The sequence below is a fragment of the Serratia sp. CY83965 genome (assembly GCF_052166375.1).
GTDB classification, from domain to species: domain Bacteria; phylum Pseudomonadota; class Gammaproteobacteria; order Enterobacterales; family Enterobacteriaceae; genus Serratia; species Serratia marcescens.
This window is the reverse complement of record NZ_JBJNOV010000020.1, coordinates 25,484-50,569: the sequence shown is the minus strand read 5'-3', so window position 1 is coordinate 50,569 and position 25,086 is coordinate 25,484. Positions and strand designations below refer to the sequence as shown.

The following is a 25,086-nucleotide window of genomic DNA, read 5'->3' as shown; positions in this document are numbered from 1 at the left end:
GTGGTGATTACCCTTACAAAACATAGCGCATTATCTGCGCCTCATCGGGCATTTTCGGGGCCGGGCGTGCCCTGCTGCGGCCTTTTTTCAGGATCGTGATGCGCCGCCGGTTTTCGCCGCCAGTGCCGGTGATAAGGCGGCGAGCAAGGCGTCCGCTCTGACCAGCGCCTGGCGTTGCTCAGCTTGCCACCGGGGCAACAAGGGCCAGAGATCCGCCTGATGTTCTGCCTGCAGGCACCAGATCTCCCGATCGTGCCAGTCACCGAGGGCGTTTTGTGCCGCTTTCAGGCTCGCCATCGCGGCGGGAGAGAGGGGAAGGCGCTGCGGATAGGCTTCAGCCGCGTAACGCAGGCGTTTTATCAGCAGCCGCAGGCGATGGCGATCGTAGCCGGTATCGGCCAATGCCCGGCGCAATTGCCGCTGCTGGCGCTGCAGGCGTCTATTCAGGCGGTGTTTGGCGCCGCGCCGCGCGGTGCGGCGAAAGCGGCGCGGCCAGGCGTGCAAAAGCGAGGGAAAGCCAATGAGCTGCGGATGAGCGAGCAGTTGACGGCAGCGGGCCCGAAGTTCGCTCTGGCGCGCGTTGGCCTGCCAGTCGAGGCGATGACGCGCCAGCTCGGCGATCAGCACCTCGAGATCGCGCAGCGGCGTCGTGAGCTTGCCTAATTCGGCGGCGTCCCGATCGAGCCGGGTTGCGCCGGGGCAGCCGCGCAACGGACGCAGCAGGCTGCGAATGCGGCGCAGGCAGACGCGCAAGTCGTGCAGCGCTTCGCTGTCTTGCGCCTGTTGCAGCCGCAACAGCGCCTCGTTCAGCGCCGGTTCGAGCCGGCGAAACTGGGTGACAATCTCTGCGACGAAAGCCATGTGCCGTGCCTGGAAGGGGTTAACCTTTCCAGTATGGCGCGACGTCGCGAATTACGCCTTGATCAGCGCACCGGCATAGTCCAGCTGCCGCCAGGCTTCATACACCACTACCGATACGGCATTCGACAGGTTCATGCTGCGGCTTTGCGCCTGCATCGGGATGCGGATTTTTTGCTGCGCAGGCAGCGCATCGAGGATGTCGGCAGGCAACCCGCGCGTTTCCGGGCCGAACAGCAGGTAGTCGCCGGCCTGGTAGCTGACGGCGCTGTGCGCCGGCGTGCCCTTGGTGGTGAGGGCAAACAGCCGCTGCGGGTTTTCGGCGGCGAGAAAGGCGGCGTAATCGGCATGACGGCTAACGCGGGTGAACTCATGATAGTCCAGCCCGGCGCGGCGCAGGCGCTTGTCGTCCCACGGGAAACCCAGCGGTTCGATCAGGTGCAGATTAAAGCCGGTATTGGCGCACAGGCGGATGATATTGCCGGTATTGGGTGGAATTTCGGGTTCAAATAAAACGATGTTCAGCATGTTGCAGGCCCCTCGTGAACGAGGGGCGCAGGATAGCAAACTCTTACTGTTCTGTCTTAGACGATAGGCGTTGATGATGCAGCGGCAGCCACAGCACCAGCCGCAGACCGCCAAGCGGGCTGTCTTCGGCCTTCACCCAGCCGCGATGCTGATTGACCGCCGCCTCGACGATAGCCAGGCCAAGGCCGGTGCCGCCGGACTCACGGTCGCGCGCCTCATCGGTGCGGTAGAACGGACGGAAGATCTGCTCGCGATCTTCGGCGCTGACGCCGGGGCCGTCGTCGTCAACCTGGATGGTCACGCCCTGATTGTCGGCGCTGAACGCCACGGCAATGCGGGTGTGTGAATACCGCAGGGCGTTGCGCACGATGTTTTCCAACGCGCTGTCCAGCGCGCTCGCGTTGCCGAACAGCGTCCACGGGCCGGGCGGCGCAGCGATCTCCAACTGCTTGCCCATCTGTTCGGCTTCGAAACGGGCGTTATCCAGCACGTCGGCCCACAGTTCGTTGGCCTTCAACTGCTCGCGCGCCAGCTCGCCCTTCTGCTGCCCGCGCGACAGCGCCAGCAGATCGTTGATCATCGAATCCAGCCGTTGCGCTTCGGTTTCGATGCGCGCCAGCTCGTGGCCTTCGCCGTGGCGGCGGCGCATCAGCGCGGTGGCCAGCTGCAGGCGAGTCAGCGGCGTGCGCAGCTCGTGCGAGATGTCCGAGATCAACCGTTGCTGGGCGTTCATCATGCGTTCCAGCGCGCTGACCATCTGGTTGAAGCTGGCGCCGGTGGCCAGAAACTCCTGCGGGCCGGCCTCCAGTTCCGGATGCTGCTTCAGGTTGCCGCGCGCCACGTCATCGGCGGCGTTCTTCAGCTTGCGAGCCGGTTTCGCCAGACTCCAGGCCAGCCACAGCAGCAGCGGGGCGCTGATCAGCATGGTGACGATCAGCAGCAGCAGCGGCCGGTCGAACATCAGGTTGATGAAATCGGATTGCGGGCTGTTGGCGGGACGGATCAGGTACAGCTGGTAGTTGTCTTCGCCGTCGCGCACCGCGAACGGCCCGACCAGCTCGACGCGGCCATACTTTTTCTTCTTGGGATGATCCGAGTTGTCGGATTGGCCGATGAAGTTGCGGACGATCTGCATTTCGTTGCGCTGCGCGCCGATCACCCGGCCTTCGCTGGTGACCAGCAGCAGGCGCTGGCCCGGCGGCGCCCATTTGTCGATGGCGCGGAACAGGCGGCGCCACCACATCAGATCGTTGGCCGGATCGTTTTGCAACTCGGCCTCGACGTGCTGTTCCAGCATCAACCCCTGCCGCTGCTCGCTGTCGAGCAATGAGGTCATCTGGCGGGAGTCGAGCTTGGGCACCATCAGCACCAGCATTAGCACCAAGGCTAACGTGAACCAGAAAATGGCGAAGATGCGTGCCGTCAAACTGTTGATCATGTTGCAGATACCATCAAATAACCACGCCCGCGCAGGGTTTTGAACCACGGATGCCCGTCTTTGCGATCCGGCAGCTTACGCCGCAGGTTGGAGATATGCATGTCGATGGCGCGATCGAACGGGGTCAGGCGTTTGCCCAGCACTTCCTGGCTCAGCAGTTCGCGTGACACCACCTGGCCGAGGTGCTGCGCCAGCAGGTAAAGGAGGGTGAACTCGGTGCCGGTCAGATCCAGCACCTGGCCGTCGAAGCTGGCCTCCTGGCGGCCGGGGTTCAGCTGCAGGCCATCGACATCCAGCGTCGGGGCGCCGCTGTCGACCTGCTGCTGCTGTTCGCTCCAGTTGGAACGGCGCAGAATGGCGCGAATGCGCGCGACCAGTTCGCGATCGTTGAAGGGTTTCGGCAGGTAATCATCGGCGCCCAGCTCCAGGCCCAACACGCGGTCCAGTTCGCTGCCGCGCGCGGTCAGCATGATGACCGGCGTTTGGTGATGTTGGCGCAGTTCTTTCAACGTATCGATGCCGTTTTTCTTCGGCATCATGATGTCGAGCAGCAGCAGATCGACGGAGCTGTCCAGCAGCGACAACGCCTGCTCGCCATCGTGCGCGACGACGATATTAAAACCTTCCATTTCAAGCAGTTCTTTTAACAGCGAGGTCAACTCGCGGTCGTCGTCAACTAACAGAATCTTGTTCATTATGATTTACCTCCAGACGCAAAATACGTCATCAACTGTTGCCATTCCATGACTTTACGTAGTTTTACATGCACTGACGCAGGTTTTCAGGTGTGGCGGTACACTGCTCCTCGTTGATTCGCAAAGTGAGAAAGCTTGAGGAGTTGAAATGCGTAAGGTGACCGCATTAGTTATGGCATCACTGCTGGCAATTGGTTCGACCGCTGCCTTCGCTGCCGACACTATACCGGACACAGCTCAACCTCCCGGCAACGACGCGATGACCCGAGTACCCGGCCAGCACCATATGTTCGACGGTGTCAGCCTCAGCGAACAGCAGCGCCAGCAAATGCGCGATTTGATGCGCCAGGCCCGGCACGATCTGCCTGGTGTCAATGTAGCTGAAATGGAAGCCATGCATAAACTGGTGACCGCAGAGAAATTTGACGAAGCCGCCGTGTATGCCCAGGCGGAAAAGATGGCCCAACAGCAGGTCAAGCGCCAGGTCGAAATGGCCCGGGTGCGCAACCAAATGTATAACCTGCTGACGCCAGAGCAAAAAAGTGTTTTAGACCAGAAACATCAGCAGCGCATGCAGCAGATGGAGCAGCAAATTTCTGGTTTGCAGCAAGCTTCTGCCCAGAAGTGAAGTACGACTGAGTAGTCCCCTGTTTTTCCTTGCCATAGACACCATCCCTGTCTTCCCCGCCATGATGGCGGGGTTTTTTTTATCCGACATTTCGCTATATTGAGCGCCATACCTTTTGACCGGGATCCCTCAATGGAACAGCGCTATGCACGCCTGGTAAAGTCCGCTGCGTTGGCCGCTACCGCGCTGGCGTCGTCGCTGTTGTTGATCAAAATCGTCGCCTGGTACCACACCGGTTCTGTCAGTCTGCTGGCGGCGCTGGTGGATTCGCTGGTCGATATCGCGGCATCGCTGACCAACCTTCTGGTGGTGCGCTATTCGCTGCAGCCGGCCGATGCCGAGCACACCTTCGGCCACGGCAAAGCGGAGTCGCTGGCGGCGCTGGCGCAAAGCATGTTTATTTCCGGTTCCGCCCTGTTTCTGTTTCTCACCGGCTTCCAGCATCTGTATGCGCCGCAAACGCTGCGCGATCCCGGCGTTGGGGTCGTCGTGACGGTGATCGCGTTAGTCAGCACCCTGATGCTGGTCACCTATCAACGCTGGGTGGTCAGAAAAACGCGCAGCCAGGCCGTGCGCGCAGATATGCTGCATTATCAGTCAGATGTCATGATGAATGGTGCTATTCTTATCGCTCTTGGGCTAAGCTGGTACGGCTTCCAGCGGGCGGATGCGCTGTTTGCGCTGGGCATCGGCGTTTACATCCTGTATAGCGCGCTGCGCATGGGCTACGAAGCGGTGCAGTCGCTGTTGGATCGGGCGTTGCCGGATGACGAGCGCCAGGCGATTATCGCCGTGGTTTCCTCCTGGCCCGGGGTGAAAGGCGCGCACGATCTGCGCACGCGGCAGTCAGGGCCGACGCGTTTTATCCAACTGCATCTTGAGATGGACGACACGCTGCCGCTGCGCGAGGCGCATCGGTTGGCCGATCAGGTGGAACAGGCGTTGCGGCACCGTTTTGCGGGGGCGGACGTCATCATTCACCTGGATCCATGCTCCGTGGTGCCGCCGGGTAGGCAGGGGCATTGGGAGCTATAATCAGATAGAGGCACAGATCGAAGTATTATCATGAATATCTGAGTTAGCTAGCGTGCCATGCGGTGTTTTAACCGTTATATTGCGTGACTTGAATCAATTCAGCTGGGTGTTTTTGATATAATATCCAGCAATAAGCCATAAAGCTGGTTTTCTGCAGCCGGAGAGGTTTCAAGACGATCGGCGGAGACAGAATTCTTAAGAAATTGCATCTACACAGTTCAGAGGTAGTCATGATCAAGAAAATCGGTGTACTGACGAGCGGCGGTGATTCGCCGGGTATGAACGCTGCAATCCGCGGCGTTGTGCGTTCTGCGCTTTCAGAAGGTCTGGAAGTTTTTGGTATTTACGATGGCTACCTTGGCTTGTACGAAGATCGCATGGAGCAGCTGGACCGTTATAGCGTGTCCGACATGATCAACCGCGGCGGCACCTTCCTCGGCTCGGCCCGCTTCCCGGAATTCAGGGATGAAAACGTGCGCGCCAAGGCGATTGAAAACCTGAAGAATCGCGGCATCGACGCGCTGGTGGTGATCGGTGGCGACGGTTCCTACATGGGCGCCAAACGCCTGACGGAAGAAGGCTTCCCGTGCATCGGTCTGCCGGGCACCATCGATAACGATGTCGCCGGTACCGACTACACCATCGGTTACTTCACCGCGCTGGAAACCGTGGTGGAAGCGATCGACCGCCTGCGCGATACCTCCTCGTCGCACCAGCGTATCTCTATCGTGGAAGTGATGGGCCGTTACTGCGGCGATCTGACGCTGGCGGCGGCGATTGCCGGCGGCTGCGAGTTCATCGTACTGCCTGAAATCGAATTCAACCGCGAAGATCTGGTGTGCGAAATCAAGGCCGGTATCGCCAAAGGCAAAAAACACGCCATCGTGGCGATCACCGAGCACATCTGCGACATCGATGAGCTGGCGCGCCACATTGAGCAGGAAACCAAGCGTGAAACCCGCGCCACCGTGCTGGGCCACATTCAGCGCGGCGGTTCGCCGGTCGCCTATGACCGCATCCTGGCCTCGCGCATGGGCGCCTACGCCATCGAACTGTTGCTGCAGGGGTACGGCGGCCGCTGCGTCGGTATCCAGAACGAAAAAATGGTGCACCACGACATCATCGACGCGATCGAAAACATGAAGCGTCCGTTCAAGGGCGACTGGCTGGAAACGGCGAAAAAGCTGTACTGATACGCCGCTCACCGCACGACAAAAAAGCCTCCGCTCCCGGGGGCTTTTTTATGCTCGCCGGTGACATATTCCAGAATCATCTATCCCAAAATTTTTTATTCTTTAGTTGCCGGGAAAGTTTCTGGCAGGCTCTGATGCTAAATCAACCGATTGAGGTTGCGCTTAATTTTCTGGGAGAGCCTGTCGATGCGTAAATGGGGTGTAGGTCTGACATTGGTGCTGTTGGCGTCCGGCGCCATGGCGAAGGATATTCAGTTGCTGAACGTGTCATACGATCCGACGCGTGAGTTCTATCAGGCTTACAACACGGCGTTCAGCAAGCACTACCAGGCGGAAACCGGCGACAAGGTGACGGTGCGCCAGTCGCACGGCGGTTCCGGCAAACAGGCGACCTCGGTGATCAACGGCATCGAGGCTGACGTGGTGACGCTGGCGCTGGCCTATGACGTCGACGCCATCGCCGAACGCGGGCGCATCGAGAAAGACTGGATCAAACGCCTGCCGGACAACTCGGCGCCTTACACCTCGACCATCGTCTTCTTGGTGCGCAAAGGCAACCCGAAACAGATTCATGACTGGCCTGATTTAATCAAGCCGGGCGTGTCGGTGATCACTCCGAATCCGAAAACTTCCGGCGGCGCCCGCTGGAACTACCTGGCCGCCTGGGGCTACGCGTTGCATCACAATAACAACGATAAGGCCAAGGCGCAGGACTTCGTCAAAAACCTGTACAAGAACGTTGAGGTGCTGGATTCCGGCGCGCGCGGCTCGACCAACACCTTCGTTGAGCGCGGCATCGGCGACGTGTTGATCGCCTGGGAAAACGAAGCGCTGCTGGCGGAGAAAGAGCTGGGCAAAGACAAGTTCGAGATTATTACGCCGAGCGAATCAATCCTGGCCGAACCGACGGTGTCGGTGGTGGATAAGGTGGTCGATAAACGCGGTACCCGCGAGGTGGCGACCGCCTACCTGAAGTATCTGTATTCACCGGAAGGGCAGACTATTGCGGCGCAGAACTATTATCGCCCGCGCGATGCGGCGGTGGCGGCCAAGTTCGCCGGGCAGTTCCCGCAGCTGAAGTTGTTCACCGTGGATGACACTTTCGGCGGCTGGACCGAAGCGCAGAAGGTGCACTTCGCCACCGGCGGCGTATTCGACGAAATCAGCAAACGTTGATGCCGTTTAAGTGGCAATAAAAAACCCCGGCAAGCCGGGGTTTTTTTATGGCAAGCCTAGGGCAATCAGGCTTTTTTCGCTGCTGCGGCGGCTTTGACGATCACGGCGAAAGCGTCGGCTTTCAGCGAGGCGCCGCCAACCAGCGCGCCATCGATGTCCGGCTGGGAGAACAGCTCTGCGGCGTTCTTGTCGTTCACCGAACCGCCGTACTGGATGATGATTTCAGCGGCAACCGCGGCATCGTGCTTGGCGATGTGATCGCGGATAAATTTGTGCACGGCCTGCGCCTGCGCAGGGGTGGCGGATTTGCCGGTCCCGATGGCCCAGACCGGCTCATAGGCGATCACGGTGCCTTTCATCGCCGGTGCGCCCAGCGTTTTCAGCACGGCGTCGATCTGGCGCGCGCACACTTCTTCAGTTTTGCCCGCGGCGTTTTCCGCTTCGGTTTCACCGATGCACAGCACCGGGATCAGGCCGGCTTCTTTCAGCACGGCGAATTTCTCGGCGATGACTTCGTCGCTTTCCTTGTGGTAGGTGCGACGCTCGGAGTGGCCGATGATGATGTACTGGGCGCCGACGTCTTTCAGCATGTTGGCGGAAACTTCACCGGTGAAGGCGCCGGACAGGTTAACGTCCACGTTCTGCGCGCCCAGCGCGATGCGGCTGCCGGCCAGCGCGTGCTTGGCCTGATCCAGATACATCACCGGCGGGGCGATGGCGACGCCACAGCCGTCAACGCTGCTCAGCTCATTGCGCAGACCGGCGATCAGTTCGTTGACCATGTGAGTGCTGCCGTTAAGCTTCCAGTTACCCATAACTAATGGATGACGCATGTTTTTTCCTCCAACTAGGGAACGCGAGAGTCGAAATGACAACTGCCGGACCGGCAGTTTACCTGCCCAACAGTATAGAGATCATTAAGCGCGAAGGCTTTGCTTTTCGTCATTAAATGCCGCGCCGTTACGGCTCGGAAAGCGCCAGCTTAATCGGTTCAACCGCGAAGGTTACGCCTTTATCACCGTTGTCCGAGACGACATAGCGAATGGCGCCGACCTGCTGTTGGTAAAAGCGCGATCCTTTGCCTTTTTCCAGCAGGCTGTTCACCTTGTTCTGGCTCTGCTCCACCGTCAACGCCGGTTCGAACTGGCGCATCAGCGCCGCCATGTAGTTGATGGCGATGGCGCGCGCGGCTTTTTCTTCATTGGCCTGTTGCAGCGGCAGGTGAGTGATCTGCAGCGTTTTGATTTTGCCGGTGCCTTTCTCCAGCGCGGTGGAGGCATACAGGTTTTCGTTGAGTTTGCTGGCGGCGCGCGTCAGCAGCGGCGAATCGTCTTCGGTGGCCGGAATGGCGCGGAATTCGCCAATCGGCAACTTCGGGTTGTCGCGATTGTATTTTTCGCGGAATTTGACCACCGTCAGATCGAACGTCGGCGCGCCGGCCAGCAGGTAAGGTGCGGCGGGCGTTGCATCGGCGGGCGGCGGATTGGCCCAGGCGCTGGCGGCGGCCTGCAACAGACAGGCAATGACGAGGGTTTTTCTCAGCATGGCGTATGGCATCAAGGACAAAGATGGCTCCGATTAAAGCGATAACTCGCGGGCCTTGTCAAAGATCCCGCGCCATTATCGGTTCGCTGACGAGAAAGCTGTGCGGCGCACCGCGTTATGCAAGGCGGAAAACTCGGCCCGGCAGCGCCTATGTTACACTGCGGCGCAGAATATGGGCAGGCTTAGAGCGCAGGAATCGATGACGTTACAACAGTGGTGTTTTTCTTTTAAGGGCCGCATCGGGCGGCGCGACTTCTGGATCTGGATGGGGCTGTGGCTGGTGCTGATGGCGGCGGCGTTTACGCTGGCCAATTATCAATTGATCGCCATCCAATCCATCGCCTTCTTTATCGTGACGCTGCTGTGGCCGACGGCGGCGGTGCTGGTCAAACGTCTGCACGATCGCAACAAGGCTGGCTGGTGGGCGCTGCTGCTGATCCTGGCGTGGATGCTGGCGGCGGGCAACTGGCAAATGCTGGCGCCGATCTGGCAATGGGGCGTCGGGCGTTTCATCCCGACGCTGATTATCGTGATGATGATGATCGATCTGGGCGCCTTCGTCGGCACGCCGGGAGACAATCGGTTCGGCCCGGAAGCCGAACCGGTGAAGTTCCGCTGATCCCCTTTGGGTTACCAGTAGTGTTCGCTGGTGATGTGGCCCGGTTTGCGGCGCAGGTGTTTGCGCATCTGGCGATGGTCTTTCAGCGTTTGCTGGGTGTCCCGCACCATCTGCGGGTTGCCGCACAGCATCACGTGGCTGGTTTCGGCGTCGATGGTCAAGCCGATCGCCGCTTCCAGCCGGCCGTCCTCGATCAGCGCCGGCACGCGGCCGGTCAGTGAACCGGGCGTTTCTTCGCGGCTGACGACGGTCTGGATGCGCAGCTTGCCGTTGTAGCGTTGCTGCAATTGCTGCATCAGCGGCAGGTAGCTCAGATCGCGCGCAAAACGCGCGGCGTGCACCAGCACCAGGTTGTTAAAGCGTTCCAGGCCGACGCCTTGCTGCAGAATCGATAAATAGGGGCCGATGGCGGTGCCGGTCGCCAGCATCCACAGCGTGTCGCAGTCGGGCACCTCATCCAGCACGAAGAAGCCGGCCGCTTCTTTGGTCACCATGACATCCGACCCTGGCCGCAGCTGATTGAGGCGCGGGCTCAGTTTGCCTTCCGGCACCGTCACCAGATAGAACTCCAGGTTGGCGTCATCGGGGGCATTGACGTAGGAGTAAGCGCGTTGCACTCGTTCGCCGTCGATCTCCAGCGCCAGTTTGGCGAATTGCCCGGCGGTGAAAGGATCGATGGGGGCATTGACCACCAGGCTGAACAGCCCGTCGGTCCATTGTTTTACCTGCGTAACCTTGCCGTTTACCCATTCAGCCATACTCTAAAGCTCCCGTGGTCGAATCAAATAAGCACAATGTCGTGAGCCGGAAATGGCGTGCGTGGTGCGCTCTATCCGGTAGTCGTTGCCGAACAGGCGGTGAAACAGCTGCAGCTCGGAATTGCACAGGCTGCTGCAGTTGGAACCGGCCACGCCGATCGGACAGTGGTTTTCCACCAACAGCGCACCGTGCGGATGATCGAGCAATTCGGCCATGTAACCGTCATGTTGTCGCAGACGCACCAATCGGGCTAACCGCTCTTGGTGGCTGCGCTCGGCGGACAGCTCTTCGGCATAACGCAGATAAAGCTGCTCTTCGCGCGCGCTCAGCAATGGTTCCACGCCGGCGCCGCCAAACAGCCGCAGCGCGGATGCCCGCAGCCGTTCCTGATCGGCGGCCGCAAAAGCGTGCCCTCGCGCTGTCAGCGACCAGTAGCGCGTCGGGCGGCCGACCTTGCTGCGCGCTTCTTCGTAACAAACCAACTCACGTTTTTCCAGGGATTGCAGATGTTGTCGGATGCCCATCGGCGTGATGTCCAGACGCTCCGCCAGCATTTTGGCCGAGTGCGGGCCGAGAGCCTTTAACTGCAATAAAATCAGCTCAGGTGTTTTCATGAACCAAATCCCTATGGTGTTATTTTATTTCAAGTTGATGAAAATAATTATCGATTAAATGCTAAAGCGCAGCTACTGCAAACGCGCTAATTTTTACCCCCAAAGCGTTAGACGTACAGTTTAATTTACGAGCCTGGTTGGGTTTGCTGCCAGTGTGACCTGGATCAATATTTGTCTGAAACTCGCTAAAAAAATCAGATTTGATTAGCTTATGCCGCCATAGAGGGCTGCTCGCCGTTCTGGCTGCTGCAACGGCCATACCGGGACGCTGTGACGAGTTGAAACGTTAACGAAGATAATGAGAAAACTAGAGAATTTTCACCTGCTGGTGATGCTTATCCTGTTGGTCGCCGTCGGCCAGATGGCGCAAACCATTTATGTTCCCGTGATTGCTGATATCGCCCACGATCTGTCGGTTCGCACCGGCGCTGTGCAACGGGTGATGGCGGCGTATCTGCTGACCTACGGTTTCTCCCAGCTGATTTACGGGCCGATATCGGATCGTATCGGGCGTCGCCCGGTGATCCTGACCGGCATGATGATCTTCCTGGTCGGTGCGCTGGGCGCACTGCTGTCCACCAACCTGACGATGCTGGTTGCCGCCAGCGCGATTCAGGGCATGGGCACCGGCGTGGCGGGCGTGATGGCGCGCACCATGCCGCGCGATCTGTATGCCGGCACCGCACTGCGCTACGCCAACAGCCTGTTGAACATGGGGATTTTGGTCAGCCCGCTGCTGGCGCCGGTGATCGGCGGCGCATTGGCGATGGTGTTCGGCTGGCGCGCCTGCTACGCCTTCCTGCTGGGGCTGTGCGCCTGCGTCGCCTTCGCCATGTTCCGCTGGCTACCGGAAACCCGTCCGGTGCAAACGGAAAAACGTCGCATGCTGGCCAGTTTCCGCCAGCTGCTGGGTGACAGCACCTTCAGCTGCTATCTGGTGATGCTGATCGGCGCGCTGGCGGGGATTGCGGTATTCGAGGCCAGCTGCGGCGTGTTGATGGGCGGCGTGTTGGGACTGAGTGGGCTGACCGTCAGCATCCTGTTCATTCTGCCGATCCCGGCGGCGTTTTTCGGCGCCTGGTACGCCGGGCGCGACGGCAAGACCTTCCACACGCTGATGTGGCATTCGGTGATTAGCTGCCTGCTGGCGGGGGCGATGATGTGGATCCCGGGCTGGTTCGGCGTGATGAACATCTGGACGCTGATCGTGCCGGCCGCATTGTTCTTCTTCGGCGCCGGCATGCTGTTCCCGCTGGCGACCACCGGGGCGATGGAGCCGTTCCCTTACCTGGCCGGCGCGGCGGGCGCATTGGTAGGCGGCATGCAGAACATGGGGTCCGGTCTGGCGACCTGGCTTTCCGCCATGCTGCCGCAAACCGGGCAGTTCAGCCTCGGCTTGCTGATGTTCGCGATGGCGCTGCTGATCCTGCTGTGCTGGTGGCCGCTGTCCAATCGTATGCAGCATCAAGGACATACCGCATAACGACAGGGCGCCATTCGGCGCCCTGTTTCGTTACAGCAGAAACTCGTGCAGCGCCGGGTCTTTGCGATCCAGATAGTGGGTCGAACGGATACGGCGGATGGTGCGCGACTTGCCGCGGATCAGCAACGTTTCGGTGGTGGCCATGTTGCCCTGGCGGCTGATGCCTTCCAGCAAATCGCCCTTGGTGATGCCGGTGGCGGAGAAGATCACGTTGTCGTTGCGCGCCATCTGATCCAGACGCAGCGCCTGGCCGGCTTCGATACCCATCTCCCGGCAGCGGGCCAACTCTTGTTCGCCGATGCGGCGGTTTTCGGCGCTGTCGCCTTTCACCTCATGACGCGGCAGCAAACGCGCCTGCATGTCGCCGTCCAACGCGCGGATCACCGCGGCTGAGATCACCCCTTCTGGCGCGCCGCCGATGCCGTACATCACATCGACCTCGCTTTCGGGCATGCAGGTGAGAATGGAGGCCGCCACGTCGCCGTCAGGAATGGCGAATACTCGCACGCCCAACTGTTGCATCTGCGCGATGACGCCGTCGTGGCGCGGTTTGGCCAATACGATCACCGTCAGCTGCGACAGCGGTTTGCCCAGTCGTTCGGCGACGTTCTGCAGGTTCTCCGCCAGCGGCCGGTTGAGATCGATGGCGCCGCGCGCCGCCGGGCCGACTACCAGCTTCTCCATGTACATGTCCGGCGCGTGCAGGAAGGTGCCGCGATCGCCCACCGCCAATACCGCCAGCGCGTTGGACTGGCCCATGGCGGTCATGCGGGTGCCTTCGATCGGATCGACCGCGATGTCGACCGCGTCGCCTTGGCCAGTACCGACCTGCTCGCCGATATATAACATCGGCGCTTCGTCGATCTCGCCTTCGCCGATCACAATGCGCCCATCGATATCCACTTTGTTGAGCATGATGCGCATGGCGTGGACCGCCGCGCCGTCGGCGGCGTTCTTGTCGCCGCGCCCCAGCCATTTGTAGCCCGCCAGCGCGGCGGCTTCGGTAACGCGGGAGAATTCGATGGCTAATTCACGTTTCATGGCAAACCTGTCTGTGAGAAAGGGAAGAAAATATCGACAAAGTCTATCACAGCGCGGTGGCGGCAGGGCGGGGCAAAAAAAAAGCGCCGCCCGCAGGCAGCGCTTGTTGGCGAAACGGCAACTTCGGGATTACTCGTGATCTTCCCATGCCTGAGCGCGAGCCACCGCTTTTTTCCAGCCGCTGTAGCGGTAGTTGCGTTCGGTGGTTTCGATGCTTGGGCGGAATTCACGCTCAACCACCGCTTTGCTCTTCACTTCATCCAGATCGTTCCAGTAGCCGATGGCCAGGCCCGCCAGGAACGCCGCGCCCAGCGCCGTCGATTCACGCACTTCAGGGCGTTCTACGCGGGTGCCGAGAATATCGGATTGGAACTGCATCAGGAAGTTGTTGGCGACCGCGCCGCCGTCCACGCGCAGCGATTGCAGGCGGGTGTTGGCGTCGGCCTGCATGGCGTCCAGCACGTCACGGGTCTGGAAGGCGATGGATTCCAGTGTGGCGCGGATGATGTGGTTGCTGTTGGCGCCGCGGGTCAGGCCGAAAATGGCGCCGCGAGCATACGGATCCCAGTAAGGCGCACCCAGGCCGGTGAAGGCCGGCACCACATAGACGCCGTTGCTGTCTTTCACCTTGGTGGCGAAGTATTCGGAGTCGGCGGCGTCGCTGATCAGTTTCAGCTCGTCGCGCAGCCACTGGATAGACGCGCCGCCGATGAACACCGCGCCTTCCAGCGCATAGTTCACTTCACCGCGCGGGCCGCAGGCGATGGTGGTCAGCAGACCGTTTTTCGACCGTACCGCTTCTTTGCCGGTGTTCATCAGCAGGAAGCAGCCGGTGCCGTAGGTGTTCTTCGCCATGCCCGGTTGAACGCACAGCTGGCCGTACAGCGCCGCCTGCTGGTCACCGGCGATACCGGCGATAGGAATACGCGTGCCGCCCTTGCCGCCGATGTTGGTCTGGCCGTATACCTCGGAGGAAGGACGGACTTTCGGCAGCATGGCGCGCGGAATGTCCAGCACTTCCAGCATGCGTTCGTCCCAGTCCAGCTCGTGGATGTTGAACATCATGGTGCGTGAGGCGTTAGTGTAATCGGTGACGTGTACGCGGCCCTGGGTCATCTTCCACACCAGCCAGGTGTCGACGGTGCCGAACAGCAGTTCGCCGCGTTTGGCGCGCTCGCGGGCGCCTTCGACGTTGTCCAGGATCCATTTCACCTTGGTGCCGGAGAAGTACGGGTCAACCACCAGGCCGGTGTTGTGACGGATGTACTCTTCCAGGCCGTCGCGCTTGAGCTTCTCGCAGATGTCGGCGGTGCGGCGGCACTGCCAAACGATGGCGTTGTAAATCGGCTTGCCGGTCTCTTTTTCCCAGACGATGGTGGTTTCGCGCTGGTTGGTGATGCCGATGCCGGCGATCTGATCGGAATTGATGTCGGCTTTCGCCAGCACTTCTACCAGCGTCGAACTTTGCGACGCCCAGATCTCCATCGGGTCGTGCTCAACCCAGCCGGCCTTTGGATAGATCTGCGGGAATTCGCGCTGCGATACCGCAACGATGTTGGCGTCGTGATCGAGCACGACGGCGCGTGAGCTGGTGGTCCCTTGGTCGAGTGCGACAATGTATTTTTTTTCTACAGTCATGGTAATTATCCTGCTGTTGTTAACCGTTTAAAACTGCACCCATCATGCTTTACGCTGCTGGGTCTTGGCGTCGGGCTCTTCCTCCGTCACGCAAACGTCGCACGGCAGGTGGCGGCCAATCAGCGCGCGGTAACCGAAAGCGCCCAGGCCACAGCCGACGATAGGGGCGAAGATCGGCACCAGGAAGTACGGGATATCACGTGCGCCGGTGAAGGCGACTTTGCCCCAGCCGGCCAGGTAGGCGAACAGTTTCGGCCCGAAGTCACGCGCCGGGTTCAACGCAAAGCCGGTCAATGGTCCCATGGAGGCGCCGATCACGGCAATCAGAATACCGATCAGCAGCGGCGCCAGCGGGCCGCGCGGAATGCCGTTGCCGTCGTCGGTCAGCGCCAGGATCAGGCACATCAGGATTGCAGCGATCACCATTTCTACCAGGAAGGCCTGACCGACGGAGATGTGTGCGTTAGGGTAAGTCGAGAAGATGCCGGCCAGTTCGAGGCTTTCGTTGCTGCCGCGCACCATGTGGTGGGCCGCTTCGAAGTCGAAGAACAGGTTGTAGTACAGCCCATAGACCAGGGCCGCTGCGCAGAAGGCGCCGGCGACCTGCGCAATGATGTAAGGCACCACTTTGCGCCCGTCGAAGCAGGCGAACAGCCACAGTGCGAGGGTGACCGCCGGGTTGAGATGCGCACCGGAAATGGCGGCGGTCAGATAGATGGCCATGGCGACGCCCAGGCCCCAAATGATGCTGATTTCCCACTGGCCGAAGCTGGCGCCCGCCAGTTTCAGCGCGGCAACGCAGCCTACGCCAAAGAAGATCAGCAGCGCCGTGCCGAGGAACTCGGCGATGCACTGGCCTTTTAATGTCGGACTGGTGGTTTGGCTCATAATGTTGTTGTCCTGCAAAACGGCGGTTGTTGGTTTATAGGCTCAGTTGGGTAGAGATCTGGCCTATGGGCACAGTTTTTTTCATCTCGTCCAATTATTGAATAAGGACGTGATGTAAATTTATCGTTAACGAACATAAACGAGAAATAGCGAAATCAAAATGTGTGTGGCGCGTCATAAAATTGAGCGATTTCGCGTCGTTTAGTGTTCTTTCTGAGCCATAAAAGTGTGATCTGACCAGTGGTTTGCTGAGGGTTGTTAACAACTCGCGGCGGCGGCGATGGGGATTTTCAGTTTTTGCTGATGGCGGGAGCAGGAAAATTGCAACAGACTGCGCGATGATCCGGTATGTTGCTAGACAGGCGGAGACTGGCTACTTACAATCGTTTTTAACGAATCGAGACCGGCGCGCCTTTCGTAACGGCGCGCGTCACTGAGCGCGATGCAATATTCGCAGTAGCTGCAGCCGATGTTGCGGCCGCTACTTATAGATGTACGCCTTGCTATCATGAGGGGACTGAAGCATGTCATTTGAAGTATTTGAGAAACTGGAAGCAAAAGTACAGCAGGCGATTGATACCATCACCTTGTTGCAGATGGAAATTGAAGAGCTGAAAGACAAAAACAACTCTCTGTCGCAGGAAGTTCAGGCTGCCTCCGGCAACCACGAAGCGTTGGTGCGCGAAAACCAACAGCTGAAAGAAGAACAGCACGTATGGCAAGATCGCCTGCGCGCGCTGCTGGGCAAAATGGAAGAGGTCTGATCCTCACGCCATGCAGCAACGAAAAGGGCGCCTCAGGCGCCCTTTTTCATGACCGGAAATCACTCGATGTCGAGCGGGTCCTCGGAGAGGATGATACCGGTGTTGTCGGCATACAGGTGGTCGCCGGAGAAGAAGGTGACGCCACCGAAGTTGACGCGGATATCGCTTTCGCCCACGCCTTCGCTCACGGCACCCGCCGGGATCGCCGCCATCGCCTGAATGCCGATGTCGAGTTCTTCCAGATCGTCCACCTGGCGCACCGCGCCGTACACCACGATGCCTTCCCATTCGTTCTGGGCGGCCAAGCGCGCCAGTTCGGCGTTGATCAGCGCCCGGCGTACCGAACCGCCGCCGTCGACCAACAGCACGCGGCCGCGGCCGTTTTCTTCAAGCAGATCGAACAACAGGCCGTTATCCTCGAAGCATTTCACCGTGGTGATCTGCCCGCCAAATGAAGTACGCCCGCCAAAATTGGAGAACAGAGGTTCAACAACGTTCACCTCTTCATGATAGATGTCGCAAAGTTCGGAAGTATCGTATTTCATAGGATTTTACGTCTGTTTGCCGCTGGAATGTTCAGTATATCCCTTTATTCGCCCTGTTGGCAAAATCATCAGTTTTTAACTGAGCGCCACGCCGATGGCGAACAGCAGGTTGGCCAGCAACGCCGCTTTGACCATGTGTTCCAGCATCGGCCGCATGCCGACCGGCGTCGGATCGCGCAGCACGCGCAGGCCGTGGCGCGTCAGCAGCGGGATCGCCAACACGAACAGCCAACCCCACGGGCTGTGCAGGTTGAACAGCGTAAACAGCGCGAAACACAGCACTGCGCCGCCGAGCAGCAGGGCATGGTAAATGCGCGCCTTGTGCGGGCCGAGACGCACCGCCAGCGTGTTCTTGCCGTTTTCGCGATCGCTCTCGATATCGCGCAGATTGTTGATGTTGAGCACCGCCGTCGCCAGCAGGCCGCAGGCGGTGGCAGGCAGCATCACCACGCTGTCGAAGGTGTGCGTTTGCAGATAGTAGGTGCCGGCCACGCTCAGCCAGCCGAAGAACACCAGTACCGAGATGTCGCCCAACCCCAAATATCCGTAGGGCTTGTTGCCGACGGTGTAGGTGATGGCCGCCACGATAGACAGCCCGCCCAGCACCAGAAAGCCCACCACGTCGCTGGGTTGCTCGCAGGCGACGGCGATCAGCGAACAGCCGGCGAGGGCGATCAGCACTACCGTCACCACCAGTGCCCGTTTCATCTGCGCCTGGGTGATCATGCCTTTCTGCATGCCGCGCAATGGCCCGATGCGATCTTCTTTGTCGCTGCCTTTGACCGCATCGCCGTAGTCGTTCGCCAGGTTGGAGAGGATCTGCAGCAGGCCGGCGGTCAACAGCGCCAGCAGCGCCACTTCAGGTTTCAGGCTGCCGTGCCAGGCGGCGATTGCCGAGCCGACCACAATGGAGGCAAAGGCCAGCGGCAGGGTGCGGGGACGTAGACTTTCCAGCCAGGCGGAGATCGGGGTGGTGGGGGTTGATGAGCTCATGTTTCGCTTCTGTGTCCGTTAGAAATAATAGTGGGAGGCAATGCCTCCCACACAGATGACTGACAAGACAATGATTGAGCGATTATAGGATAAAACGACTCAAATCTTCATCCGCCACCAGTTCATCCAGATGACTGCGCACGTAATCCGCATCAATTGTAATGGATTGGCCATTAATTTCACTCGCATCGTAGGAAATATCTTCCATCAGACGCTCCAGCACGGTGTGCAGACGACGCGCGCCGATGTTCTCGGTGCTTTCGTTGACCTGCCACGCGGCTTCGGCGATGCGGCGGATGCCGTCGGCGGTGAACTCGATATTGACGCCTTCGGTGCCCATCAGCGCTTTGTACTGTTCGGTCAGCGACGCGCTCGGCTCGGTCAGGATGCGCTCGAAATCTTCGGTGGTCAGCGCCTGCAGCTCAACGCGGATCGGCAGACGGCCCTGCAGTTCCGGGATCAGATCCGACGGATTGGCGGTCTGGAACGCGCCGGAGGCGATGAACAGGATGTGGTCGGTCTTCACCATACCGTGCTTGGTGGACACGGTGCAGCCTTCCACCAGCGGCAGCAGATCGCGCTGTACGCCTTCGCGGGAAACGTCCGGGCCGGAGCTTTGGCCGCCGCGCTTACAGATTTTGTCGATCTCATCGATAAACACGATGCCGTGCTGCTCAACCGCTTCGATCGCCTGCTCTTTCAGTTCTTCCGGGTTTACCAGCTTGGCGGCTTCTTCTTCCACCAGCAGCTTGAAGGCTTCTTTGATCTTCAGCTTGCGTGGTTTTTGCTTTTGGCCGCCGAGGTTCTGGAACATCGACTGCAGCTGGTTGGTCATCTCTTCCATGCCCGGAGGTGCCATGATTTCCACGCCCATCGGCGCGGCGGCCAGATCGATTTCGATCTCTTTGTCATCCAGTTGGCCTTCGCGCAGTTTCTTGCGGAATGCCTGGCGGGCGGCGGACGGTTCCTGATTTTCTTCCGGCTGGCCCCAGTTGTTCTTGGCCGGCGGGATCAGCACGTCGAGAATGCGCTCTTCGGCCAACTCTTCGGCGCGGGTGCGGTTTTTCTCGATCGACTGCATGCGCACCATTTTGATGGCGGCATCGGTCAGATCGCGGATGATGGAGTCCACTTCTTTGCCCACATAGCCCACTTCGGTGAACTTGGTGGCTTCAACCTTGATGAACGGCGCGTTGGCCAGCTTCGCCAGACGACGGGCGATTTCGGTTTTACCGACGCCGGTCGGGCCGATCATCAGAATGTTTTTCGGGGTCACTTCGTGACGCAGCATCTCGTTGAGCTGCATCCGGCGCCAGCGGTTGCGCAGGGCAATGGCGACAGCGCGTTTGGCCTTGTTTTGGCCAATGATATAGCTGTCCAGTTCGCTGACGATCTCGCGCGGGGTCATTTCAGACATGGTATTCGATCCTTACGCTTTGGAAGGCAATTCTTCAATGGTGTGGAAATGGTTGGTGTAAATACAGATGTCGCCGGCGATGTTGAGGGATTTCTCAACGATGTCGCGGGCGCTCAGCTCGGTATTTTCCAACATGGCGCGGGCGGCGGCCTGGGCGTACGGGCCGCCGGAGCCGATGGCGATCAGATCGTTTTCCGGCTGCACCACATCGCCGTTGCCGGTGATGATCAGCGAGGCGGTTTCATCGGCGACCGCCAGCAGCGCTTCGAGCTTGCGCAGCATGCGGTCGGTGCGCCAGTCTTTCGCCAGTTCGACGGCGGCTTTCACCAGGTGGCCCTGATGCATTTCCAGTTTGCGTTCAAACAGTTCAAACAGCGTGAAGGCGTCAGCGGTGCCACCGGCGAAACCGGCGATCACTTTGTCGTTATACAGGCGACGCACTTTCTTGACGTTACCCTTCATCACCGTATTACCCAGGGTTGCCTGGCCATCACCACCGATGACGACCTGGCCGTTGCGGCGTACGCTTACAATTGTTGTCACGAGCAGACCCTCGTTAAAGACGGAAAGAAGTCCCCGCAGCGCCTGCTTTCGCAGACGCTACGAGGCATATTGAGAGTATAGATGGGGGGGGATTGACGCTTTTCAACCCCCAACGGAGAGGGGAATGCAACTCGACATGCCGACGCCCTTCAGGCGTGAAAGGGTTTTATCCGCTGCGGCGCGGCTGCTGTAGGGGCCGAGCACCACGCGATTCCAGCCGCCGCCGGCGGTGATGCGGCTCTCGATGCCTTCGAACGCCAGGCGCGCGCGCACGGATTCAGCCTGATCGGTGGCGCGGAACGAACCGCATTGCACCATCCACTTCTGTTTCGATTCCGGCTTGGTGTCCTGCTTGGCCGTGTCCTGTTTCACTTCCGGTTTCGGCTCCGGCTTCGGTTGCGGCTTCGGCTCAGGCTGTTTCACCTGCACCGGCGGTGGGGTGACCGGCTTCGGCTGCTGGTGCTGCTGCACCGGCGCGGTGGCGGCCCCGTTGTTGAATGGGTTGCGCGGCGCCTGGGTAACCTGCTGCTGTTGCTGTACCGGCTGCTGCTGCATTTGCTGTTGTTGCATCTGTTGCTGCTGGCGGTTGCTGCGCGCGTTGGCCTGGCCCGGATCGTTATACGGCACTTCGTTCAACTGCGTCGGGCGCTGCTGCATGTCGGCCTGCATTTGTTCCAGCAACTGCCGCTGTTCGGCGGTCAACTGAGTTTTGGAATTGAGCTCGCCGCCGGCCGTCGGTTCGGTCGGGGTTTGCACGCCGATCTGCCGGTTTTCCAGCTCTTTGATGTAGCGCCAACGCTCTTCCGGCTTCGGCGGCAGGCCGTTGCCTGGGCGCGTGGTGTGCGCAGGCAACAACGGCGCGTCTTCCGGCTTGTTGTGCGTAATGAAATAGAGGCCACCGACAAAGACAACCAGCAACGCGGCGGCTAACGCCAGCACGGTTTTGGAAACCTTCGGAGAACTGCGTTTTTTACGGCTGGGGGTTTTACGCTTAGCTCCTGCTGCGCGCCCACGGCTTACATAGTCTTTTTGTGCCACTATTATTCCGCTGTGTCCTGATGAGAGGATAAGTCCGTCATGTTACTGAACCCTAAAATATTTGACTAGCGTTTCGGGGCAGCGGTGCTGCCTCTGATAATCAATTCACTGTCCAATAGCCGGGAGCCGCTGGCCACCGTCTGGCCGTTCAACTGCTCCAACAGCAATAACATCGCCTGTTGGCCTATCTGGAAACGCGGCTGCGCCACCGTGGTCAGCGGCGGATCGCAATACTGCGCCAGCTTGAGGTCGTCAAAGCCGACGATCGACAGATCCTGCGGTACCCGCAGCCCCATTTTCTTCGCCTGGGACAGCACGCCGATCGCCATGACGTCGCTGTGGCAGAACACCGCCGTCGGCGGTTTCGGCTGAGCCATCAGCGCCGTCAGCGCTTGCGCGCCGGCTTCGTAGGTAAAATCACCCCGGGTAATATAGCTGCTTTCGACGGTAATGCCATTACGACGTAGCGCTTGAACGTAACCCTGCAGCCGATAATGGCTCAGCGGCATCTGTTCCGGCCCGGCGACGCAGGCGATCTGCCGGTGGCCCAATTGATGCAAATAATGCACGGCTTCAAAGGCGGCGGTCAGGTTATCGATGTGCACCGTCGGCAGTTCCAGCTCGGGGGCAAACTCGTTGGCCATCACCATCGGCGGCAGGTTGCGCTGCTCTTCCTTGCTGGCGTCAAACGGCAGGTTGGAGCCCAGCAGCAGCATGCCGTCGATCTGTTTGGTGATGATCAGATTGACGAAGGTGCGCTCTTGCTGATTTTGCTGCGCGCAGTCGCCGATCAGCACCAGATAACCTTGTTGGGCCGCGGTCTGTTCGATCCCCTGGATCACATCGGCGAAAAACGGATCGCAGATGTCGGGCACGATCACCAGGATGGTGCGGGATTCGTTGCGTTTGATATTGCGTGACAGAGCATGAGGAGAATAACCCACGGCCAGCACGGCCTGTTCCACTTTCTGGCGCGTTGGCGTTGACACCTTTTCCGGGTTCATCAGCGCACGCGATACGGTAGCCGTTGAAACGCCCGCCATTTCGGCGACGTCTTTCATGGTCGCCATGGATAACTCTTTCTTGTGTTCCAACGCCTTTCTCCTTGCGTCAGCCCCATGCCGACGCCACTACTGCTGTTTGCTCACAATGTCCGGCATGCGGTGGCGGGATTGTTGTCATTGAGCGCCACTCGCGTTCGGGCACTCCGTCGCGCTGCGATGTGGCGACAAAATTTGCCCTCGCAGACATTCTAAACAGAATACGCCCCGCCTTTGTTACCTAATTTGCATAAAAAATGTGACCTGAGAAGGTTTTTTAGCGTTCGCTCGCAATTTCAAGGGTAAACGTTTGCACTGCGGCAGCTAAATCGGACTTTTCCGGGATCAGCTGTCGATCGGATCGACATCCAGCGTCCATTTCACCTTGCGCGTTTGCGGCAGGGTGCCGATCAGCGGCAGCGAGCTTTTCATCAGCTGTTGCAGGACGCGCCGCGTCGGGTGCTGCAGCAGCAGCTGCCAGCGGAAACGGCCGCCGCGTTTTGATTGCAGCGCCGGCACCGGGCCCATCACCCACAGCGAGTCGTCCTTCAGCGGGCTGGCTTCCAACAGATTGCGCAGCTGCTGCAAGAACAACGGGGCCTGCTGGTTGTCGTGATCTTCGGCGCGCACGATGATGTGGCTGGTGTAGGGCGGCAGAAACACGCTGTTGCGCTCCGCCAGCGTTTGTTTGGCGAAGGCGTCGTAACCCTGTTGCAGCAGCACCTGCAGCAGCGGGTGCTCCGGATGGTGGGTTTGCAGCAGCACTTCACCCTGTTTGCCCGCGCGGCCCGCCCGGCCGGAGACCTGGGTATACAGCTGAGCGAAACGCTCGGCGGAGCGGAAGTCGGCGGAGAACAACGCGCCGTCCACGTCCAGCAACGCCACCAGCGTGACGTCGGGAAAATGGTGGCCTTTGGCGAGCATCTGCGTGCCGATCAGAATGCGCGCTTCGCCGCGATGAATATCCGCCAGGTGTTGCTCCAGCGCCCCTTTGCGGCTGGTGGTGTCGCGATCGATGCGGGTGATCGGCGTGTCGGGGAACAGCGGCGCCAGCTCCTGTTCCAGCTGTTCGGTGCCGACGCCGACCGATACCAGGTGGGTGGAGCCGCACTGCGGACACTGGTGCGGCACCGGTCGCTGGCTGTCGCAGTGGTGGCAGCGCAGCTGGCGCTGATGCTGGTGGAAGGTGTAGTAGTGATCGCAGCGCTGGCACTCGGCGATCCAACCGCACTCGTGGCACAGCAGCGCCGGAGCGTAACCGCGGCGGTTGAGGAACAGCATCACCTGGTTGCCGGCTTTTAAATGGTGCTGCATGCTTTTCAAAAGCGGTTGCGACAGGCCGACCTTCAGCGGCAGCCCTTTCAGATCGATCAGATGCTGCGCCGCCGGTTTGGCGTTGCCCGCGCGCTGGGTGAGCTTCAACTGGCGATATTTGCCCAGTTGCACGTTGTGCAGCGTTTCCAGTGCCGGCGTGGCGGAGCCCATCACCATCGGGATGTCTTCTTCCCGGGCGCGGAACACCGCCAGATCGCGGGCATGGTAGCGCCAGCCTTCCTGCTGTTTATAAGAGCTGTCGTGCTCTTCGTCGATGATGATTACGCCCAACTGCCGGAACGGCGTGAACAGCGCCGAGCGGGTGCCGATGACGATGGCGGCTTCGCCGCTGCGCGCGCGCAGCCAAACCGCCAGCCGTTCGCTGTCGTTCAGCCCGGAGTGCAGCACGTCCACCGGCGCGTTGAAGCGCTCGCGAAAGCGGGCGATGGTTTGCGGCGTCAGGCCGATTTCCGGCACCAGCACCAGCGCCTGCCGGCCTTTGGCCAACACGTTCTCCAGCACGCTGAGATACACCTCGGTCTTGCCGGAGCCGGTGACCCCGGCCAGCAGCCAGGCGGCAAACTGCTCATCCTCGCTTCTGATCGCCCCGACGGCGGTGGCCTGTTCGGTATTCAGTCGCAGCCGCTCGCCCAGCACCGCGAAGTTGGGGCGCCAGTCCTGCGTGGCCGCGACCTGAGCGCGCAGGTCGATCAGCCCTTTGGCGCGCAGCGCCTGCAGAGCGCTTTCCGTCAGCTCAAGCTGGCTGACCTGATGGCGATAGACCGGGCGTTGCAGCAGCGCCGCCAGCGCCTGCTGCTGTTTCGGCGCGCGTTTCAGGCTTTCGGGCGGGGTGGCGCGCCCCTCTTCGGTGGCGAACCACTGCCACAGCGGCGCGGCCTCGGCCGGTTTGCCTTGGCGCAGCAGGATCGGCAGCGCATGGAACAGCACTTCACCGATGGGATAGTGATAGTAATCGCTGGCCCAGCGCAGGATGCGCCACAGGCTGGGAGAGAACAGCGACTCGGTGTCGATCACGCTGTCGATCGGCTTGAGCTTGTCCAGCGGCAGTTCGCTGGTGTCGCTGCAGCCGGTGACGATGCCGATTGCATGCTGCCTGCCCCAGGGCACGCCCACGCGCGCGCCGGCCACCGGCTGCATGCCGGGCGGCAGCAGATAGTCGAAGGTGCGGGCGAGGGGGACCGGCAAAGCAACGTGTACGACGGGCATGATCTCATCCAAATTGAAAAAAAGTGGGCATCAGTTTACACGGCGCATCGGCAAATGTACGGTTCCG

General features: G+C 60.1%; 25 protein-coding genes. 7 read left to right on the top strand and 18 right to left on the bottom strand.

Annotated elements, in window-relative coordinates; all coding sequences use genetic code 11:
• Positions 1-87 precede the first annotated feature (87 nt).
• From ACJ8PL_RS24690 to cpxR, 4 genes are read right to left on the bottom strand one after another with little or no spacing between them, the layout of a single operon-like run.
• Entirely contained in the window at positions 88-861 is a 774-nt protein-coding gene (locus tag ACJ8PL_RS24690; RefSeq protein WP_274872093.1) for a CHAD domain-containing protein, read from the bottom strand.
• A 51-nt stretch (positions 862-912) separates the two neighbouring features.
• Positions 913-1,386: a tRNA (uridine(34)/cytosine(34)/5-carboxymethylaminomethyluridine(34)-2'-O)-methyltransferase TrmL gene (gene trmL, locus ACJ8PL_RS24685; protein WP_004931130.1), complete on the bottom strand. Its 474-nt coding sequence runs from the start codon at positions 1,384-1,386 to the stop codon at positions 913-915.
• A 43-nt stretch (positions 1,387-1,429) separates the two neighbouring features.
• The gene (gene cpxA, locus ACJ8PL_RS24680; RefSeq protein ID WP_015379421.1) at positions 1,430-2,824 is read right to left on the bottom strand and encodes an envelope stress sensor histidine kinase CpxA; all 1,395 of its coding nucleotides are present in this window, start codon (positions 2,822-2,824) and stop codon (positions 1,430-1,432) included.
• Positions 2,821-3,519, bottom strand: a complete 699-nt coding sequence (cpxR, locus tag ACJ8PL_RS24675) for an envelope stress response regulator transcription factor CpxR (RefSeq protein ID WP_004931124.1) — start codon at positions 3,517-3,519, stop codon at positions 2,821-2,823. Before cpxR ends, cpxA begins: the two co-directional genes overlap by 4 nt.
• A 148-nt stretch (positions 3,520-3,667) precedes the next feature.
• On the opposite strand from cpxR, the gene cpxP reads away from it, so the two are divergent.
• The 4 genes from cpxP (at position 3,668) to ACJ8PL_RS24655 (ending at position 7,551) form a co-directional block, all read left to right on the top strand.
• Entirely contained in the window at positions 3,668-4,147 is a 480-nt protein-coding gene (gene cpxP, locus ACJ8PL_RS24670) for a cell-envelope stress modulator CpxP (protein ID WP_016929705.1), read from the top strand.
• Between the two features lie 132 nt (positions 4,148-4,279).
• Positions 4,280-5,182, top strand: a complete 903-nt coding sequence (gene fieF, locus ACJ8PL_RS24665) for a CDF family cation-efflux transporter FieF (RefSeq protein ID WP_033639141.1) — start codon at positions 4,280-4,282, stop codon at positions 5,180-5,182.
• Positions 5,183-5,412: 230 nt separating this feature from the next.
• Positions 5,413-6,375, top strand: coding sequence for a 6-phosphofructokinase (gene pfkA, locus ACJ8PL_RS24660; protein ID WP_004931116.1), 963 nt, complete (start codon positions 5,413-5,415; stop codon positions 6,373-6,375).
• A 186-nt stretch (positions 6,376-6,561) separates the two neighbouring features.
• The gene (locus tag ACJ8PL_RS24655) at positions 6,562-7,551 is read left to right on the top strand and encodes a sulfate ABC transporter substrate-binding protein (RefSeq protein ID WP_028128085.1); all 990 of its coding nucleotides are present in this window, start codon (positions 6,562-6,564) and stop codon (positions 7,549-7,551) included.
• A 65-nt stretch (positions 7,552-7,616) separates the two neighbouring features.
• Here the strand turns inward: ACJ8PL_RS24655 and tpiA are convergent, their stop codons facing one another.
• Positions 7,617-8,384, bottom strand: a complete 768-nt coding sequence (gene tpiA, locus ACJ8PL_RS24650) for a triose-phosphate isomerase (RefSeq protein WP_004931113.1) — start codon at positions 8,382-8,384, stop codon at positions 7,617-7,619.
• Between the two features lie 127 nt (positions 8,385-8,511).
• On the bottom strand, positions 8,512-9,096 hold the full coding sequence (locus ACJ8PL_RS24645; protein ID WP_016929709.1) for a DUF1454 family protein: 585 nt from the start codon (positions 9,094-9,096) through the stop codon (positions 8,512-8,514).
• Positions 9,097-9,295: 199 nt separating this feature from the next.
• Between ACJ8PL_RS24645 and ACJ8PL_RS24640 the strand changes: the two genes are divergently transcribed.
• Positions 9,296-9,715, top strand: a complete 420-nt coding sequence (locus ACJ8PL_RS24640) for a DUF805 domain-containing protein (RefSeq protein WP_442531444.1) — start codon at positions 9,296-9,298, stop codon at positions 9,713-9,715.
• A gap of 11 nt (positions 9,716-9,726) precedes the next feature.
• Here ACJ8PL_RS24640 and fpr read toward each other — a convergent pair whose 3' ends face one another.
• Positions 9,727-10,473 carry a ferredoxin--NADP(+) reductase gene (fpr, locus tag ACJ8PL_RS24635; protein ID WP_004931107.1) on the bottom strand — a complete coding sequence of 249 codons (747 nt, stop codon included), beginning with the start codon at positions 10,471-10,473 and terminating at the stop codon, positions 9,727-9,729.
• Between the two features lie 3 nt (positions 10,474-10,476).
• Positions 10,477-11,088 carry a helix-turn-helix transcriptional regulator gene (locus tag ACJ8PL_RS24630; protein WP_016929711.1) on the bottom strand — a complete coding sequence of 204 codons (612 nt, stop codon included), beginning with the start codon at positions 11,086-11,088 and terminating at the stop codon, positions 10,477-10,479.
• A 298-nt stretch (positions 11,089-11,386) separates the two neighbouring features.
• Between ACJ8PL_RS24630 and emrD the strand changes: the two genes are divergently transcribed.
• Positions 11,387-12,571: a multidrug efflux MFS transporter EmrD gene (emrD, locus tag ACJ8PL_RS24625; RefSeq protein ID WP_028128087.1), complete on the top strand. Its 1,185-nt coding sequence runs from the start codon at positions 11,387-11,389 to the stop codon at positions 12,569-12,571.
• 30 nt (positions 12,572-12,601) lie between these two features.
• Here the strand turns inward: emrD and glpX are convergent, their stop codons facing one another.
• The 3 genes from glpX to ACJ8PL_RS24610 all read right to left on the bottom strand — a co-directional run bounded on the left by glpX (position 12,602) and on the right by ACJ8PL_RS24610 (position 16,138).
• Positions 12,602-13,612 (bottom strand): class II fructose-bisphosphatase, encoded by a 1,011-nt coding sequence (glpX, locus tag ACJ8PL_RS24620; protein ID WP_016929713.1) that lies wholly within the window; start codon positions 13,610-13,612, stop codon positions 12,602-12,604.
• Positions 13,613-13,741: 129 nt separating this feature from the next.
• Positions 13,742-15,250 (bottom strand): glycerol kinase GlpK, encoded by a 1,509-nt coding sequence (gene glpK / locus ACJ8PL_RS24615; RefSeq protein ID WP_004931097.1) that lies wholly within the window; start codon positions 15,248-15,250, stop codon positions 13,742-13,744.
• 42 nt (positions 15,251-15,292) lie between these two features.
• Positions 15,293-16,138 carry an MIP/aquaporin family protein gene (locus ACJ8PL_RS24610; protein WP_015379417.1) on the bottom strand — a complete coding sequence of 282 codons (846 nt, stop codon included), beginning with the start codon at positions 16,136-16,138 and terminating at the stop codon, positions 15,293-15,295.
• 524 nt (positions 16,139-16,662) lie between these two features.
• On the opposite strand from ACJ8PL_RS24610, the gene zapB reads away from it, so the two are divergent.
• Complete coding sequence (zapB, locus tag ACJ8PL_RS24605; protein ID WP_004931092.1) at positions 16,663-16,902, top strand: septal ring assembly protein ZapB; 240 nt, start codon at positions 16,663-16,665, stop codon at positions 16,900-16,902.
• 59 nt (positions 16,903-16,961) lie between these two features.
• Here zapB and rraA read toward each other — a convergent pair whose 3' ends face one another.
• The 7 genes from rraA to priA form a co-directional block, all read right to left on the bottom strand.
• Positions 16,962-17,447: a ribonuclease E activity regulator RraA gene (gene rraA / locus ACJ8PL_RS24600; RefSeq protein ID WP_004931090.1), complete on the bottom strand. Its 486-nt coding sequence runs from the start codon at positions 17,445-17,447 to the stop codon at positions 16,962-16,964.
• A gap of 75 nt (positions 17,448-17,522) precedes the next feature.
• Positions 17,523-18,440, bottom strand: coding sequence for a 1,4-dihydroxy-2-naphthoate polyprenyltransferase (locus ACJ8PL_RS24595; protein ID WP_016929715.1), 918 nt, complete (start codon positions 18,438-18,440; stop codon positions 17,523-17,525).
• An 82-nt stretch (positions 18,441-18,522) separates the two neighbouring features.
• Complete coding sequence (gene hslU / locus ACJ8PL_RS24590; RefSeq protein ID WP_004931086.1) at positions 18,523-19,857, bottom strand: HslU--HslV peptidase ATPase subunit; 1,335 nt, start codon at positions 19,855-19,857, stop codon at positions 18,523-18,525.
• Positions 19,858-19,869: 12 nt separating this feature from the next.
• Positions 19,870-20,400, bottom strand: coding sequence for an ATP-dependent protease subunit HslV (gene hslV / locus ACJ8PL_RS24585; protein ID WP_004931085.1), 531 nt, complete (start codon positions 20,398-20,400; stop codon positions 19,870-19,872).
• A gap of 102 nt (positions 20,401-20,502) precedes the next feature.
• On the bottom strand, positions 20,503-21,438 hold the full coding sequence (gene ftsN / locus ACJ8PL_RS24580) for a cell division protein FtsN (protein ID WP_028128088.1): 936 nt from the start codon (positions 21,436-21,438) through the stop codon (positions 20,503-20,505).
• A gap of 65 nt (positions 21,439-21,503) precedes the next feature.
• Positions 21,504-22,532, bottom strand: coding sequence for a DNA-binding transcriptional regulator CytR (cytR, locus tag ACJ8PL_RS24575; protein ID WP_004931082.1), 1,029 nt, complete (start codon positions 22,530-22,532; stop codon positions 21,504-21,506).
• Positions 22,533-22,823: 291 nt separating this feature from the next.
• A complete protein-coding gene (gene priA, locus ACJ8PL_RS24570) occupies positions 22,824-25,019 on the bottom strand; it encodes a primosomal protein N' (RefSeq protein WP_004931080.1) in 2,196 nt (731 codons plus the stop codon).
• Between the last annotated feature and the right edge of the window lie 67 nt (positions 25,020-25,086).